Origin of the sequence: Kribbella sp. DT2 (assembly GCF_049844575.1) — a bacterium.
Lineage (GTDB): Bacteria > Actinomycetota > Actinomycetes > Propionibacteriales > Kribbellaceae > Kribbella.
The window spans coordinates 1-13,950 of sequence record NZ_JBNCLH010000014.1 but is presented as its reverse complement, the minus strand read 5'-3'; the positions used below and the strand labels follow the sequence as shown (position 1 = coordinate 13,950).

Below are 13,950 nucleotides of genomic sequence, written 5' to 3'. Positions count from 1 at the left end.
GTTCAGGCAGCGCCCGGTAGACCGTGACCGCCATCCGGACCCGGTCGGGAACTGTCGGTCCGGTGTGCTCCGCGCGGTCGGCAACGGTCCGTGAGGCGTGCTGGCTACGGCGTACGACGGCCGACGAGCCGTCGCGGGTCACGATGCGTGAAGCCCCGCAGTTCACGGTGCGTGAGGCGCGGCAGTCCACCGAGTGTGAAGCCCGGCAGTCCACCGAGCGTGAGCCCCGGCAGCCCGCAGCCCACGACCAGCGTGCGCGATCACCGCCCGCGACCACCCTGCGAACCCCCGACAACATGTACACCTGGGCAGCCTAGAACGCGCCATCCGGCAACAACCCGGCGATCGCCACCCACCGCCTGACCTTCACCTCCCGGATCCACCCCGTTCACCTCCAACTCCTTGCCGAAGGCACCTTCCCACGGTCGTCGTCCCGTGGTGAGATCACCTCGTGAAGCCGTCGAGGACGCCGACGTCCGCCGTACCGGAGGAGGGCACCGGTGAGCAGCTCCTTCGAGATCAATGGCGAGAACGTGTGGAACCCGGCGTCGGAGGTCGGGTTTCCGTACGCGCGGATGGCGGAGATCGCCGTACCGGGCGCGTCCGACGAGCCGAGGCGTGGGAGATGAGTCGCAGCATGGTGCGTTGAGGGTCGACGAGTGAGGAATGCGGGGACGGGATGCGTACTGATCACGGGGTGCGAGTGGTTCGGCTCGGGCTGGTGGGAGCCGGGCGGATCGGGTCGATGCATGCGGGGAACGTGGCGCGGTGGGTTGCGGGCGCGGAGCTGGCGGCGGTGGTGGATCCTCGGGCGGAGGCGGCGAGCGGGCTTGCGAGCAAGTACGGCGCGAAGGCCTGCGGCGTGGACGAGCTGCTGGCGGATCCGGAGATCGACGGCGTACTGATCACTGCGATCGCCGCTGTGCAGTCGGAGCTGATCGTCCAGGCCGCGGCGGCGGGGAAAGCGGTGTGGTGCGAGAAGCCTGCGTCGCTCACCCTCGAGGAGATCGACCGCGCGATCGCGGCGACCGCGGAAGCGGGAGTGCCGTTCCAGGTCGGGTTCAACCGGCGGTTCGCGGCGGACTTCCAGGCGGCGAGGGAGACGATCGACGCCGGCGGGATCGGTACGCCGCAGCTGATGCGGTCGATCACCCGCGATCCGGTCCGGCCGGAGGGGATGGCGCACGCGGGCGCCATCCGGCCGTGGACGATCTTTCGCGAGACCCTGATCCACGACTTCGACACGCTGCTCTGGCTCAACCCGGGCGCCGAGGTGGTCGAGGTCTACACGCGCGCCGACGCGTTGGTCGCGCCGCAGTTCAAGGCCGGCGGGCTGATCGACACCGCGGTCGTCGTCCTGACCTTCGACAACGGCGCGATCGCGACCGCGGAGGCGAACTTCTCCGCGCTCTACGGGTACGACGTCCGCGGCGAGGTGTTCGGCAGCAAGGGCATGGTCGTCGCGGGCCGGCTGCCGAGCACGACCGCGGTGCGCTACGACGCGAACGGCCTGCACCAGCAGACGATGCGCAGCGACGAGCAGATGTTCCGCGACGCGTACGTGCGGGAGCTGATCGACTTCACCGACGTCGTCCGCGGCGACGCCGAGCCACCGGTCACCGGTGAGGACGCCCGTCGCGCGCTGACGATCGCGCTCGCCGCGATGCGCTCGTACGAGGAGCAACGGCCGATCCGGATCCCCTGAAACGACCGCTCACAAAGGAAGAGATCTGATCAAATCTGCGCACCGACTCGACGGTAGGCCCCTGACAGCCCAAGATGTGCCCATGAGCACCGTCCAGGTCAGCGTTGATCGCACCAGCCGTACCCCGCTCCACGTCCAGCTGGCGCAGCAGCTGGAGGCAGCGATCCAGGGCGGTGACCTTCCGGTCGGCTCCCGGCTCAGCAACGAGGTGGACCTGGCCGAGGCGTACGGGCTGAGCCGTCCAACGGTGCGGCAGGCCATCGCCCGACTGGTCGACCAGGGCCTGCTCGTCCGCAAGCGCGGCGTCGGCACACAGGTCGTCGGCAACTCCGGCCAGGTCCGGCGCTCGCTGGAGCTCACCAGCCTGTACGACGACCTCGCGGCGGCCCACCGCAAGCCGGAGACCGAGGTGCTGCGCTTCGGCATCGCACCTGCGAGCCCTGACGTCGCAGCAGCCCTGCAGTGCGAGGCCGGAGACCGCGTACTGCGGCTGGAGCGGCTCCGCCGAGCAGACGGCGAGCCGCTGGCCCTGATGCGCAACTGGCTGCCGCCGGAGATGCTGGACACGGACCCGAGCACGCTGGCCGACCGCGGCCTGTACGAGCTGCTGCGGGCGGAGGGGGTCCGCCTCAAAGTCGCCCACCAGACCATCTCAGCTCAGCCCGCTACACCGGAACAGGCCCGCCTCCTCGGTGAGGAAGCGGGCCATCCGTTGCTGGCGACGACGCGGATCACGTACGACGACCACGGGCGCGCCGTCGAGTACGGCTCACACCTGTTCCGTGCGTCCCGCTACGCCTTCGAACACACTCTCGTCCACCGCTGACCCACCCCTCAGAGGGCCGGCGGCGGACGAGAGAGCCCTACTTCGTACCAGTTCCGGGGAACTTCCACCCGGGGTTGCCGGCCATCTCCAGCAGCTGGTCGGTGCTGAGGGTCGGCAGGGCACGGGTGTGCTTCTCGTCCTTCTCGGCCGGCCCGTTGTAGCTGGTCATCGTGATCATCCGGCCGTCCGGGTGGTGGAGCTCGACCCGGTTGGCCAGCACGCCGTTGACGGCCTGGCGCTCGTCGCCGTACGACGGCTCGTTCTTCGACCAGCCGGTCACCGCGCCGTCGCCCCGGACCTGGCAGTGCTGCGGTCCCTCGTCGGTGCACTTGGTCACCGGGGTCTCGTACTGCACCAGCACCTCGACCCGTGCGGCGCCCGTGCCGTCGTCGACCAGGTACGACGCGCCGTTGTGCCCATTGGTACCGCCGCCCCAGGTCTGCGGCTGGGTGAGCTGAAGAGCCTTGGGCAGCACGCTCTTGAGCGTCTGCTGCGTCTGCTCGAGCGGCACGCTCGGCTTGCCGTTGCCCTTCGGCTTGAGCGGTCCGTCCTGCTCCTTCGGGAAGACCCACTGGTCGCTGGTGGCCAGGGCGGTGAGCTGCTTGACCGAGAACAGCGGGTTCGTCCGGGTGTGCTGGACACCGTCGCCCTTCGGCGCGTTGTAGTTGCGGATGCTGATCAGCCGGCCGTCGGGGTGGAAGATCTCCACGACGGTGTTCTTGATGCCCCACGGGTTCTTCGAGGCGTCGTACGGGAAGATCGACTCGTTGGCGTACGAGGTGATCACCGATCCGTCGGCGCGTACCGTGCAGGAGCCGTGCAGGCCCGCGCAGTCGGGGTTCGGCTTGGTGGTGATGACCTCGACGGTGATCAGCGAGGCGCCCTTGCCGTCGTCGACGACGACCTCCGCGTGGTGCATGTTGCGCTCGTAGCTGACCTTCGCCGACGACTGCTTCAGGTCCTGCGGCAGGAGCCGTTGCAGTCTCTTCATGGTGTCGGTCGGCGTACCGGGCTTGGCGACCTGCGCCGAGGCGGGGGTGCTCGGCGCTGTCGACGGCGGTCCGGCGACGGGGGCCGCGTTGCCGGCGAACAGCTGCGAGCCGCCGACGATGATGCCGGCGGTGGCCAGGACGGCGCCCGCTCCGCTCAGGCTCAGCAGCGCCGTACGGCGACGGCGCAGGGTGACGCCGCGTCGCATGCCGCGTTCCACCAGGTCGTTGGACTCCGGCTCGAGGTCGTCGGTCGCCCGGCGCATCAGGTCGGGCAAGCTGTCGTTCAAGTTGTTCATCGGGTTTCTCCTGCGAGTCAGAGCGCGATCAGATGGACGTCGTCGCCGAGCACCGCGCGGAGGCGGTCCAGGGCGCGAGAGGTCCGGGTCCTGATCGCACCGGCGTTCTTGCCGAGATCGAGCGCGACCTGTTCGACGCTGCGATCTTCGAAGAACCGCAGCACCAGCACCGCACGATCAAGGGGAGCCAGTTCGGCCAGGGCGTCGCGCAGCGCGAGCCGTAGTTCGAGGTCGCCGGAGTGGTGGACGCCGTCGGGCACCGCGGCCGTCGGCTGCTCGCCCCAGCTGCGTTTGCGCCGTTGCGAGATGAACGTCCGGGCCAGGACGGTCTGCGCGTACGCCGCGGGGTTCTCGATCCGCTGCATCCGCCACCAGGACCGGTACATCTTGGCCAGCGTCTCCTGGACCAGGTCCTCGGCGTGGTGCCGGTCCCCGGCGAGCAGCCAGGCCGTCCGGTACAGCTGCGGGGTCCGCGCTCTGGCGAACTCCTCGAAATCGTCCGTCGTCGATCCCATCACTGCCCTTCGTCGTGGTCTCACTGGGTACGACGCCAGCACGCGGTGATTTGGTTACAGCGGCTTCCCGCCGTACGGCGTACGGAGAAATTTCTGCAACAAGCTGCAACGAGGTGGACCTGAGCGTGAGCGTCTGGTTACGGTCGGGCGGCCTCTGCCCGCCGGCGGGTTATCCACAGGTCGGCGGATCGGGTTGGCGCGGGTGCCCTCCGGACGGGGAGAATGGTCGCGCAGGGTGACGAGACGGTCGCCGCCGAACACCGACGGACACGGGGAGACGATGACAGCGGACAGGGTCGCCGCGCGCCGCAACGGGTTCGACCGTGGTGAGGCGGTCGAGCTGATCGACGCGCAGGTCCGCGACGTCGTCCGGCGCGAGGGCATCGACCCGCTCCGCGATCCCGGCGCGGTCAGCACGATCGTCGCCACCGTCGTCCGCGAGTACGACGAGCGCAGCCTGACGGGGATCGTCCCGCCGATCGGCGACGTCGACGCGGTCAGCCGTGAGGTGCACGACCGGGTGGCCGGCTTCGGGCCGCTGCAGCGGTACCTGGACGACCCGAAGGTCGAGGAGATCTGGATCAACGAGCCGTCCCGGGTGTTCATCGCCCGCGAGGGCCGGCACGAGCTGACCACGACCGTGCTGACCGAGGAGGAGGTCTCCGACCTGGTCGAGCGGATGCTGAAGACGACCGGACGGCGGATCGACGTCTCGCAGCCGTTCACCGACGCGCGCCTGCCCGACGGCAGCCGGGTGCACATCGTGCTCGGCGGCATCACCCAGCGGTACGCCGCGATCAACATCCGCAAGTTCACCGTCCGGGCCGCCAAGCTGGCCGACCTGGTCGCGCTCGGTTCGATGACGCCGCACGCGGCCGCGGTGCTCGACGCGTCGGTGGCCGTCGGGCTCAACATCTTGGTTGCCGGGGGCACCCAAGCGGGCAAGACCACGATGCTGAACGCGCTGGCCGGCTCGATCCCGGGACGCGAGCGGGTGATCAGCTGCGAGGAGGTCTTCGAGATCAAGCTGCCGATCCCCGACTGGGTGTCGATGCAGACCCGGCAGGCCGGGCTGGAGGGCACGGGCGAGGTGCGGCTGCGGGACCTGGTCAAGGAGTCGCTGCGGATGCGGCCGTCCCGGCTGATCGTGGGCGAGGTCCGGGGCGAGGAGTGCCTGGACCTGCTGCTCGCGCTGAACAGCGGCCTCCCCGGCATGTGCACGATCCACGCGAACTCGGCGCGCGAGGCGCTGACCAAGATGTGCACGCTGCCGCTGCTCGCCGGGGAGAACATCGGTTCGAGGTTCGTGCTGCCGACGGTCGCGGGCTGCGTCGACCTGGTCGTGCACCTCGGGATCGCCGCCGACGGGCAGCGCCGGGTGCGGGAGATCGTCGCGGTCAGCGGGCGGATCGAGGACCAGACGATCGAGACCGAGACGCTGTTCGGCACGTACGACGGGCTGCTGCGCCGGGCCGAGGGACAGCTGCCGCATCCGGAGCGGTTCCAGCAGGCGGGGTACTCGCCGGCCGGGCTGCTGACCGAGCTGCCGCGCGGGGTGAACTGATGGGACTGCTGCTCGGGCTCTTCTTCGGGATCGGCGTGCTGCTGGTCGTCTGGTCGTTCATCGCGCCGTACGAGGACAAGCCGAAGACCGACGGGCGGTTGACGGCGCGGAGCCGCGACCTGTTGGCGCGGGCCGGGGTGGAAGGTGTGACGCCGGGGGCGTTCATCGGGGCGTGCCTGGTGACGGGGTTCGTGGCGTTCGTGCTGATGTTCCTGGTGTCGGCGGCGTTGCCGGTCGGTGCGGTGTTCGGGTTGATGGCGGGTGGGGTGCCGGTCGCGTTGCTGAAGAGCCGGGCGCGCAAGCGGCTGGCGGAGTTCCGGGAGCTGTGGCCGGACGTGGTCGACAACATCGCTTCCGCCGTACGGGCTGGGTTGTCGCTGTCGGAGGCGTTGGCGCAGGTCGGGGAGCGTGGGCCGTTGCCGTTGCGGGAGCCGTTCCGGCGGTTCGGAGCGGACTACGCGTCGACCGGGCGGTTCGCGGACTCGCTCGACCGGTTGAAGGCGCGGCTGGCGGATCCGGTGGGTGATCGGGTGGTGGAGGCGTTGCGGATCGCTCGGGAGGTTGGTGGGGGTGATCTCGGCCGGTTGCTGCGGTCGCTGTCTAGCTTCCTGCGTGACGACGCCCGGACGCGGTCCGAGCTGGAGTCCCGGCAGTCGTGGTCGGTGAACGGGGCACGGGTTGCGGTGGCGGCGCCGTGGCTGGTGCTCGGGTTGCTGTCGTTCCAAGGGGATGTGATCCAGCGGTACAACTCGCCGGTCGGTGCGCTGATCATCGGGATCGGGGCTGTCGTGTGTGTCGTTGCGTACCGGGTGATGTTGCGGATCGGCCGGCTGCCTGAGCCCGAGCGGGTGCTGCGATGAAGCGGGCTGGTCGCATCGGTGGACGTTCAGCGCATCGGCCCGGATCGGGGTGGAGGAGACCATGAACCCTCTGGTGCTGGGGGCACTGCTGGGTGGGGTGTTCGGTGCGAGTCTGCTGCTGATCGTTCGACGGCTGCCGTTCCTGCGGAAGCCGACCGTCGACGACCGGATCGGGCCGTACCTGCGGGACCTGGCCGGGGCCGATGTGTTCTCCGGGGTGGTCGACTCGGGGTCTCCGTTCCACGCGATCCTGCGGATGTTCGGGCCGTCGCTGCGCGCCGGAGCTGCTCGGCTGGAGCGGATCCTCGGTGGTGCGGTGTCGATCCGGCGGCGCCTGGCGCGGGCGGGGATCGACCGGAGCGTGGAGGAGTTCCGGATCGAGCAGGTGCTGTGGGGCACGGCGGGATTCGGCGCCGGGCTGCTGATCGCGCTCGTCACGTTGTCGCTGGGGTACGGGAACCCGGTCGGCCTGCTGGTGCTGTGCGCGCTGCTCGCCGTACTGGGGGTGCTGTCGCGGGACACCTACCTGAGCACACAGGTGCGCAACCGGGAGCGGCGGCTGCTGGCGGAGCTGCCGACGGTCGCCGAGTTGCTGGCGCTGTCGGTCGCGGCGGGTGAAGGTCCGGCGGCGGCGCTCGATCGCGTGGCACGCTCGTGCAGGGGGGAGATGGCCGACGAGCTGCAGCGGGTGCTCGCGGAGACCAGGGCGGGGTCGACGCTGGTTCGTGCGCTCGACGGCCTGGCGGACCGGACGGGCTTGGTTGCCTTGTCACGGTTTGCGGACGGGCTGGCGGTCGCGCTCGAGCGCGGTACGCCGCTGGCCGACGTACTACGGGCGCAGGCCGGTGACATCCGCGAGGCCAGCCGGCGTGAGCTGATCGAGTCGGGTGCTCGTCGCGAGGTCGCGATGATGGTGCCCGTCGTGTTCCTGGTGCTGCCCGTCACCATCCTGTTCGCCTTCTACCCAGGCGCTGTCGGCATCCGGCTGATCGCCGGATGAAACGAGGAGAAACCATGTCCCTGTTGATGACCAGACTCCTGCTGACCCTGGTCCTGAAACCACGCCCGGCCGAGAAGGAACGCGGCGACGTTCCCGGGTGGGTGCTGATCACCGTGATGACCGCGGGGTTGGTGGTCGTGCTGTGGGGGGTGGCCGGCGAGCAGCTGGAGGCCATGCTCCGGCGTGCGCTGGACTCCGTCGGCGGCAAATGACCGGGGCCCAGGGCAACGAACGGCGGCGGGCGCCGGACCGGTGCTGCCGGCCCGGAGGTCGCGACGAGCGTGGGTCGGCAGTGGTCGACTTCGTACTCGTCACGATGATCGTCGTGCCGTTGTTCCTGGGGATCCTGCAGGTCGGGCTGTTCCTCTACATCCGGAACACGATGACGGCGGCGGCGTCCGAAGGCGCGCTGTACGCGGCGGTGCTGAACCGGGACACGGCTGACGGCGAAGCGCGGACGCGGGAACTGGTGGACGGGGTGGTCCGCGGCGAGTTGATCGAGTCGGTGACGGCCGAGCAGACGGAGGTCGACGGGCAGCCGGTGGTCCGGGTCGCCATCGACGCGCACATGCCGGCGCTGGGGTTGTGGGGCCCCGGCATCGACTTCAGCGTCGAGGGCCACGCGGTGAAGGAAACCGGCGAATGAGCGCGCGATCGGGAGGATCGGTGGGGAGAGCCCCGCGGGCCGTCTCCTCAGTGGGGAGGGCGCGGCGGCGCGGGCCTGCGGGGAGCGAGACGCGGTGGCGCGGGCCGCAGGGGTCGCGGGTGCACGGATTCGGGTGGTGGACCCGGTCGGTGAGGCGCGGGGAGCAGGGGAGTGCGGTGGTTGAGTTCTCCTGGTTGGCCTTGTTGTTGCTGGTGCCGTTGATCTACGTGATGTTGGGGGTGTTCGACGTCCAGCGGGCGTCGTACGGGGCGACGGCGGCGACGCGGGCGGCGGGGCGGGCGTTCATCATCGTGCCGGCGGGGATGACCGAGGACGACGCGCGGGCGCGGGCGTTCGAGGCGGCTCGGCTGGCGATGAAGGACCAGGGGATCGAGTTGGAGTCGGGGGATCTGTCGATCACCTGCGAGCCGGAGTGTCTGCAGCCGGGGTCGACGGTGACGGTCGAGCTGGAGTACGCGGTGGCGTTGCCGTTCATTCCGGACGCGCTGGGCGGGGAGCCGCCGGCTGTTCACGTGTCGGCGTCGCACACCGAGCCGTACGGCGACTACCGGGAAGCGAAGGGCTCGCCGTGAGGCGGGTGAGGCGCCCGGAGAGGCGGGACGAGCGGGGGCAGATGACGGTGCTGATCGTCGGGTTCGCGGCGATCGTGCTGCTGATGGTTGTGGTCGTGACCGACATCTCGAAGGTGTTCCTGGTACGACGGGATCTGGACTCGACGGCCGACGGGGCGGTGCTGGCAGCGGCCAATGGACTGGCCGCGGTCTACGCGCAGACCGGGAACGGTGGGAATGCGCAGATCGATCCGGAGGAGGCGCGGCGGTTGACGGCCGACTACCTGGACACGGTGTCGGCGAGTGAGCGGTTCGACGGGTTGGACTGGTCGGCACAGGTGACCGGTACGACGGTGACGGTGGAGTTGTCATCGAGCGTGGAGCTCCCGTTCACGCCCCCGGGGTGGCAGGAGGGCGCCGACATCGCGTCCAGCGCGTCGGCGATCGTCCCCGTCCGCTGAAGATCCACTACATCTGGTGGGGTTGTTGTTGAGGGCAACTTGTGCCAAGGGTTTGGACCGGCAGCCCGGTGGGGCACCATGGGGAGATGCAGATCGATCTGACAGGGCGGCGGGCGTTGGTTTCGGGATCGAGCCAGGGGATCGGGCAGGCGATCGCGACCGAGCTCGCCCGGTCCGGGGCGAGTGTGGTGGTCAACGGGCGGGATCAGGACAAGACCGAGAGAGCCGCCGAGGCGATCGCCAAGGAGGTTCCGTCGGCCGAGCTGATTCCGGTCGGGGCGGATCTCGCTTCCGCGGAGGGCGCCGAGGCGCTGCGCGAGAAGGCGGGGGAGCTCGACATCCTCGTGAACAACCTCGGGATCTTCGGGGCGAAGCCGGTGCTGGAGATCGACGACGACGAGTGGCGGCGGTACTTCGAGGTCAACGTGCTGTCGGCGGTCCGGCTGATCCGGATGTACCTGCCGGGCATGATGGACCGCGGGTTCGGGCGGGTGATGAACATCGCCAGCGACTCGGCCGTGGTGACGCCGTTGGAGATGGTGCACTACGGCGTGACCAAGACCGCGTTGCTGGCGGTGACGCGGGGGTTCGCGAAGGCGGCGGCCGGGACCGGCGTGACGGTCAACTCGGTGATGGCCGGGCCGACGCACACGCCGGGTGTCGAGGAGTTCGTCGCCGAGCTGGTCGGTGACGACAAGCCGTGGGACGAGGCCCAGCGCCAGTTCATGAAGGAGCACCGGCCGTACTCGCTGATCGAGCGCCTGATCGAACCGCGCGAGATCGGCAACATGGTCGTCTACCTGAGCTCCGAGCAGGCCTCCGCCACCACGGGCGGCGCCGTCCGCGTCGACGGCGGCTACATCGACTCGATCCTGCCGTAGCCGACTGCCGCGTCCGCGAGCCGGAACGAAGGCGGGGCCGGGGCGCAGACGTGGAGAAGGCGGGCGGGGGCGTGCCGGAGCAGGGCGGGACTCAGGCAAACACACCTGGGTGGTCGGCCAGCCACGTACGGAACGTCCGGCCCGACCGCCCGGTGAGCTTTTCGACCGCCGGCTCGATCGGGTGCGGGCTGCCGACGCGGGAGGACCAGTACGCGAGCAGCGCCTCGACCTGGGCGGGGCGGCCGAGGGCGCTCATCTCCACGCGCGCCTCGTCGGCGGTGAGGTCGACGGCCTCGAAGGAAGCGCCGGTGATCTCGGTGACCTGCGCCAACTGGGCTCGCCGGGTCATCGACTCCGGGCCAGTCAGCGGATAGCCGCGTCCGTCGTGCTCCCCGCCGGGGCCGTCCAGCAAGACCCGTACGGCCACGTCAGCGATGTCCTGCTCGTGGATCGGCGCCTCCTCCGCCTCCAGGTACGGCAGCCGGACCTGGCCCGTCGCGCGGATCGAGTGTGACCAGAAGAGCGCGTTGGTCATGAACGCACCGGGTTGCAGGTACGTCGTCGCGTACGAGCCGCTACCGACCAGAACCTCGGTCTCCGCGTGCGGATCGCCCGCTGCCTCGTCGTTGTCGGCCTGCGACGACATCGACGACAGCAGAACCACCTGCCGTACGCCGGCGGCGTCGGCCGCCGCCGCAAACACACCGGCGGTCGACGGTTCGGCGTACAGGAAGACCTGTGTGATGCCGTCGAGGGCGGCGGTCAGGGACGACGGGTTCTCGAAGTCCCAGCTGACCGCGCCGGGGAGGTCCTGCGGCGAGCGGCTGGCGATCCGGACGTCGCGGCCGCCGGAGACGAGTCCGGCGGCAAGAGCGCGAGCGATCTTGCCGCGACCGCCGGTGATCAAGATGGTCATGGATGAACTCCAAAAATGTAGTAACTACAAGATTGGAAAGAGTAAAGCATGACGCTCTAGGATGTGTCCATGGAGATTGGCCGCCGGGAGCGGAAGAAGCAGCAGACGCGACAGGTGATCTCCGACGTGGCGACCCTGCTGTTCCTGGAGCGCGGGTTCGACGCGGTGACGGTGGCCGAGGTGGCGAAGGCGGCCGACGTCGCCGTACAGACCGTGTTCAACCACTTCCCGACCAAGGAAGACCTGTTCTTCGACGAGACCGGCTGGTGGATGGGCCCCGCGCAGGCGATCCGCGAGGCGCCGCCCGGCCAGAACCCGATCGACACCCTGGAGCAGCAGTACCTGACCGTGGTCCGTGGCCGGCTGGAGTCGGGGCACCTCGAGACCTGGCAGGCGTACAGCCGGGCGATGACGGAGAGTCAGGCGTTACTCGCGCGGCGTCGGCAGATCGCCGAGGAGATGGAGCAGACGCTCGCCGCCGCGCTCCAGGAACGTGATCCGGAGCTGGAGCCGCTCACCGCGAGGTTCGTCGCCGCCCAGTTCGCCGCGGCGCAGAAGGTGCTGGAGGACGAACTGGCCCGGATCATGCCGGTCAAGGCGACGCCCGAGCAGCTGAAAGCGGCGAACGAGGAGTTGGAGCGTGCGACCGCGAAGGTGTTCGACGCACTCCGTCGCGCCTGGTGACCGGACAATGGATTCCCGGCGAGGCACGGGGACCGGGTACGCTGCTTGGTTGTGGCTGGACTGGATTTTGACGCTGAGCTCAAGCAACTCGACGCGACCCTGACCTCGATCGAGAAGGTGCTCGACCTGGACACCCTGCGCCGGGAGATCGCCGACCTCGGAGAGGCGGTGGCCGCGCCCGACCTGTGGGACGACCAGGCGAACGCGCAGAAGGTGACGTCGCGGCTGTCCAGCCTGCAGGCCGACCTGGAACGCGTGACCAAGCTGCGCGGCCGGATCGACGACCTCGGTGTGATGATCGAGCTGTCCCGCGAGGAGAACGACGCGGACAGCCTGGCCGAGTCCGAGAAGGAGATCGCCTCGCTGGCCAAGTCGATCCAGTCCCTCGAGGTCCGCACGCTGCTGTCCGGCGAGTACGACGAGCGCGAGGCACTCGTCACGATCCGTTCCGGCGCCGGTGGCGTCGACGCGGCTGACTTCGCCGAGATGCTGCAGCGGATGTACCTGCGCTGGGCCGAACGCCACGGGTACCCGACCGAGGTCTACGACACGTCGTACGCCGAGGAGGCCGGGCTCAAGTCGACCACGTTCGGCGTCAAGGCGCCGTACGCGTACGGCACGCTGAGCGTCGAGACGGGCACCCACCGGCTGGTCCGGATCTCCCCGTTCGACAACCAGGGCCGTCGGCAGACCTCGTTCGCCGCGGTCGAGGTGGTCCCGGTGCTGGAGCAGACCGACGAGATCGACGTGCCCGACGAAGAGCTGCGGATCGACGTGTACCGCTCGTCCGGTCCGGGTGGGCAGAGCGTCAACACCACCGACTCCGCCGTCCGGATCACCCACATCCCGACCGGCACCGTGGTCTCCTGCCAGAACGAGAAGTCGCAGCTGCAGAACAAGGCCAGCGCGATGGTGATCCTGAAGGCCAAGCTGCTCGCGCTGAAGAAGGCCGAGGAGCGGGCCGAGATCGACTCGCTGCGCGGTGACGTGCAGGGCTCGTGGGGCGACCAGATGCGCTCCTACGTCCTGCACCCGTACCAGATGGTCAAGGACCTGCGGACGCAGTTCGAGTCCGGCAACACCTCGGGTGTGTTCGACGGCGAGATCGACGAGTTCGTCGAGGCCGGCATCCGCTGGCGCCGGACCGGCCAGACGGTCGCCGACCAGAACTGACGTGACCCAGGAGGAGCTCCGCGCGGACTGCGGCAGCTGCTTCGGCCTGTGCTGCGTCGCGCTGACCTTCGCACGGTCCGCCGACTTCGCGATCGACAAACCGGCCGGCGAGCCGTGCCCGAACCTGCGCGACGACTTCGGCTGCGGCATCCACCAGAAGCTGCGCAGCAAGGGCTTCAACGGCTGCACGGTCTACGACTGCTTCGGCGCCGGCCAGAAGATCTCGCGGCAGGCCGGCACCAGCTGGCGCGAACAGCCCGGCCAGGAGATGTTCGCTGCGCTGCCGATTATGCGCCAGCTGCACGAACTGCTCTGGTACCTGTACGACGCGCAGCAGCGCCCCGAGACCGCGCCGATCCGCAGCGAGCTCGACCACAGCCTGCAGCACGTCGAGGCCCTGACCGAGCAACCCGTCCTGAACGTTGACCTGGGCAACGAACGCGCCAAGGTCAACGAGCTGCTGCTGACCACCAGCCGGCTCGTCCGCGGCAAGCAGTCCAAGAAGAAGGAGCACCGGGGCGCCGATCTCGTCGGAGCCAAGCTCCGCAAGGCCGATCTCAGCCGGGCCAACCTGCGCGGCGCCTACCTGATCGCGGCCGACCTGGCCGGCGCCGACCTCCGCAGAGCGGATCTCATCGGCGCCGACCTACGCGACAGCAACCTGACCGGCGCCGACCTCACCGACGCGCTCTTCGTCACCCAGTCCCAGGTGAACGCGGCCCGGGGCGACAGCACCACCAGCATTCCCAGCAGCCTGCTACGCCCCGACCACTGGGCCTAGGTGTACTGACCTGTGAGGTTGGTGACGCGGGTGGCTGGTGGTTGGCCGCCGAGTGCGGTGTGGCCGCGGTGGTGATTG

At 69.6% G+C, this 13,950-nt stretch carries 18 protein-coding genes; 15 read left to right on the top strand and 3 right to left on the bottom strand.

Annotation, left to right across the window (positions count from 1 at the left end; translation table 11 throughout):
• Nucleotides 1-62 precede the first annotated feature (62 nt).
• The 4 genes from ACLQ2O_RS38945 (at nucleotide 63) to ACLQ2O_RS38930 (ending at nucleotide 2,531) form a co-directional block, all read left to right on the top strand.
• Complete coding sequence (locus tag ACLQ2O_RS38945) at nucleotides 63-317, top strand: hypothetical protein (RefSeq protein WP_425842510.1); 255 nt, start codon at nucleotides 63-65, stop codon at nucleotides 315-317.
• A gap of 183 nt (nucleotides 318-500) precedes the next feature.
• The gene (locus ACLQ2O_RS38940; RefSeq protein ID WP_425842509.1) at nucleotides 501-629 is read left to right on the top strand and encodes a hypothetical protein; all 129 of its coding nucleotides are present in this window, start codon (nucleotides 501-503) and stop codon (nucleotides 627-629) included.
• Nucleotides 630-679: 50 nt separating this feature from the next.
• Nucleotides 680-1,705, top strand: coding sequence for a Gfo/Idh/MocA family oxidoreductase (locus ACLQ2O_RS38935; RefSeq protein WP_425842508.1), 1,026 nt, complete (start codon nucleotides 680-682; stop codon nucleotides 1,703-1,705).
• Nucleotides 1,706-1,787: 82 nt separating this feature from the next.
• Nucleotides 1,788-2,531, top strand: a complete 744-nt coding sequence (locus tag ACLQ2O_RS38930) for a GntR family transcriptional regulator (RefSeq protein ID WP_425842507.1) — start codon at nucleotides 1,788-1,790, stop codon at nucleotides 2,529-2,531.
• Nucleotides 2,532-2,568: 37 nt separating this feature from the next.
• Here ACLQ2O_RS38930 and ACLQ2O_RS38925 read toward each other — a convergent pair whose 3' ends face one another.
• Both ACLQ2O_RS38925 and ACLQ2O_RS38920 read right to left on the bottom strand, forming a co-directional pair.
• Nucleotides 2,569-3,819: a hypothetical protein gene (locus ACLQ2O_RS38925; RefSeq protein ID WP_425842506.1), complete on the bottom strand. Its 1,251-nt coding sequence runs from the start codon at nucleotides 3,817-3,819 to the stop codon at nucleotides 2,569-2,571.
• Nucleotides 3,820-3,836: 17 nt separating this feature from the next.
• The gene (locus tag ACLQ2O_RS38920; protein WP_425842505.1) at nucleotides 3,837-4,334 is read right to left on the bottom strand and encodes a SigE family RNA polymerase sigma factor; all 498 of its coding nucleotides are present in this window, start codon (nucleotides 4,332-4,334) and stop codon (nucleotides 3,837-3,839) included.
• Nucleotides 4,335-4,614: 280 nt separating this feature from the next.
• Between ACLQ2O_RS38920 and ACLQ2O_RS38915 the strand changes: the two genes are divergently transcribed.
• The 8 genes from ACLQ2O_RS38915 to ACLQ2O_RS38880 all read left to right on the top strand — a co-directional run bounded on the left by ACLQ2O_RS38915 (nucleotide 4,615) and on the right by ACLQ2O_RS38880 (nucleotide 10,318).
• Nucleotides 4,615-5,898: a CpaF family protein gene (locus ACLQ2O_RS38915; RefSeq protein WP_425842504.1), complete on the top strand. Its 1,284-nt coding sequence runs from the start codon at nucleotides 4,615-4,617 to the stop codon at nucleotides 5,896-5,898.
• Complete coding sequence (locus ACLQ2O_RS38910; protein WP_425842503.1) at nucleotides 5,898-6,758, top strand: type II secretion system F family protein; 861 nt, start codon at nucleotides 5,898-5,900, stop codon at nucleotides 6,756-6,758. Before ACLQ2O_RS38915 ends, ACLQ2O_RS38910 begins: the two co-directional genes overlap by 1 nt.
• A 61-nt stretch (nucleotides 6,759-6,819) precedes the next feature.
• Nucleotides 6,820-7,758 carry a type II secretion system F family protein gene (locus ACLQ2O_RS38905; RefSeq protein WP_425842502.1) on the top strand — a complete coding sequence of 313 codons (939 nt, stop codon included), beginning with the start codon at nucleotides 6,820-6,822 and terminating at the stop codon, nucleotides 7,756-7,758.
• Between the two features lie 14 nt (nucleotides 7,759-7,772).
• Complete coding sequence (locus tag ACLQ2O_RS38900) at nucleotides 7,773-7,970, top strand: hypothetical protein (protein ID WP_425842501.1); 198 nt, start codon at nucleotides 7,773-7,775, stop codon at nucleotides 7,968-7,970.
• A gap of 80 nt (nucleotides 7,971-8,050) precedes the next feature.
• The gene (locus ACLQ2O_RS38895) at nucleotides 8,051-8,404 is read left to right on the top strand and encodes a TadE family protein (RefSeq protein WP_425842500.1); all 354 of its coding nucleotides are present in this window, start codon (nucleotides 8,051-8,053) and stop codon (nucleotides 8,402-8,404) included.
• A 176-nt stretch (nucleotides 8,405-8,580) separates the two neighbouring features.
• Complete coding sequence (locus ACLQ2O_RS38890; protein WP_425842499.1) at nucleotides 8,581-8,997, top strand: hypothetical protein; 417 nt, start codon at nucleotides 8,581-8,583, stop codon at nucleotides 8,995-8,997.
• Between the two features lie 41 nt (nucleotides 8,998-9,038).
• A complete protein-coding gene (locus ACLQ2O_RS38885) occupies nucleotides 9,039-9,437 on the top strand; it encodes a pilus assembly protein TadG-related protein (protein WP_425842498.1) in 399 nt (132 codons plus the stop codon).
• An 86-nt stretch (nucleotides 9,438-9,523) separates the two neighbouring features.
• Nucleotides 9,524-10,318 carry an SDR family NAD(P)-dependent oxidoreductase gene (locus tag ACLQ2O_RS38880; RefSeq protein ID WP_425842497.1) on the top strand — a complete coding sequence of 265 codons (795 nt, stop codon included), beginning with the start codon at nucleotides 9,524-9,526 and terminating at the stop codon, nucleotides 10,316-10,318.
• Nucleotides 10,319-10,409: 91 nt separating this feature from the next.
• Here ACLQ2O_RS38880 and ACLQ2O_RS38875 read toward each other — a convergent pair whose 3' ends face one another.
• Nucleotides 10,410-11,234, bottom strand: a complete 825-nt coding sequence (locus tag ACLQ2O_RS38875; RefSeq protein WP_425842496.1) for an SDR family oxidoreductase — start codon at nucleotides 11,232-11,234, stop codon at nucleotides 10,410-10,412.
• A 69-nt stretch (nucleotides 11,235-11,303) separates the two neighbouring features.
• Between ACLQ2O_RS38875 and ACLQ2O_RS38870 the strand changes: the two genes are divergently transcribed.
• From ACLQ2O_RS38870 to ACLQ2O_RS38860, 3 genes are read left to right on the top strand one after another with little or no spacing between them, the layout of a single operon-like run.
• Nucleotides 11,304-11,918: a TetR/AcrR family transcriptional regulator gene (locus ACLQ2O_RS38870; RefSeq protein WP_425842495.1), complete on the top strand. Its 615-nt coding sequence runs from the start codon at nucleotides 11,304-11,306 to the stop codon at nucleotides 11,916-11,918.
• Nucleotides 11,919-11,969: 51 nt separating this feature from the next.
• Nucleotides 11,970-13,091, top strand: coding sequence for a peptide chain release factor 2 (prfB, locus tag ACLQ2O_RS38865; RefSeq protein ID WP_425842494.1), 1,122 nt, complete (start codon nucleotides 11,970-11,972; stop codon nucleotides 13,089-13,091).
• 1 nt (nucleotide 13,092) lies between these two features.
• Nucleotides 13,093-13,872: a pentapeptide repeat-containing protein gene (locus ACLQ2O_RS38860; RefSeq protein ID WP_425842493.1), complete on the top strand. Its 780-nt coding sequence runs from the start codon at nucleotides 13,093-13,095 to the stop codon at nucleotides 13,870-13,872.
• The last annotated feature ends 78 nt before the right edge of the window (nucleotides 13,873-13,950 follow it).

Excerpts from the sequence above, each read along its gene's own strand:
- ACLQ2O_RS38935 (WP_425842508.1), top strand. The coding sequence starts at position 680 with ATGCGTACTGATCACGGGGTGCGAGTGGTTCGGCTCGGGCTGGTGGGA.
- ACLQ2O_RS38930 (WP_425842507.1), top strand. The coding sequence starts at position 1,788 with ATGAGCACCGTCCAGGTCAGCGTTGATCGCACCAGCCGTACCCCGCTC.
- ACLQ2O_RS38925 (WP_425842506.1), bottom strand. The coding sequence starts at position 3,819 with ATGAACAACTTGAACGACAGCTTGCCCGACCTGATGCGCCGGGCGACC.
- ACLQ2O_RS38920 (WP_425842505.1), bottom strand. The coding sequence starts at position 4,334 with ATGGGATCGACGACGGACGATTTCGAGGAGTTCGCCAGAGCGCGGACC.
- ACLQ2O_RS38915 (WP_425842504.1), top strand. The coding sequence starts at position 4,615 with ATGACAGCGGACAGGGTCGCCGCGCGCCGCAACGGGTTCGACCGTGGT.
- ACLQ2O_RS38910 (WP_425842503.1), top strand. The coding sequence starts at position 5,898 with ATGGGACTGCTGCTCGGGCTCTTCTTCGGGATCGGCGTGCTGCTGGTC.
- ACLQ2O_RS38905 (WP_425842502.1), top strand. The coding sequence starts at position 6,820 with ATGAACCCTCTGGTGCTGGGGGCACTGCTGGGTGGGGTGTTCGGTGCG.
- ACLQ2O_RS38900 (WP_425842501.1), top strand. The coding sequence starts at position 7,773 with ATGTCCCTGTTGATGACCAGACTCCTGCTGACCCTGGTCCTGAAACCA.
- ACLQ2O_RS38885 (WP_425842498.1), top strand. The coding sequence starts at position 9,039 with ATGACGGTGCTGATCGTCGGGTTCGCGGCGATCGTGCTGCTGATGGTT.
- ACLQ2O_RS38880 (WP_425842497.1), top strand. The coding sequence starts at position 9,524 with ATGCAGATCGATCTGACAGGGCGGCGGGCGTTGGTTTCGGGATCGAGC.
- ACLQ2O_RS38875 (WP_425842496.1), bottom strand. The coding sequence starts at position 11,234 with ATGACCATCTTGATCACCGGCGGTCGCGGCAAGATCGCTCGCGCTCTT.
- ACLQ2O_RS38870 (WP_425842495.1), top strand. The coding sequence starts at position 11,304 with ATGGAGATTGGCCGCCGGGAGCGGAAGAAGCAGCAGACGCGACAGGTG.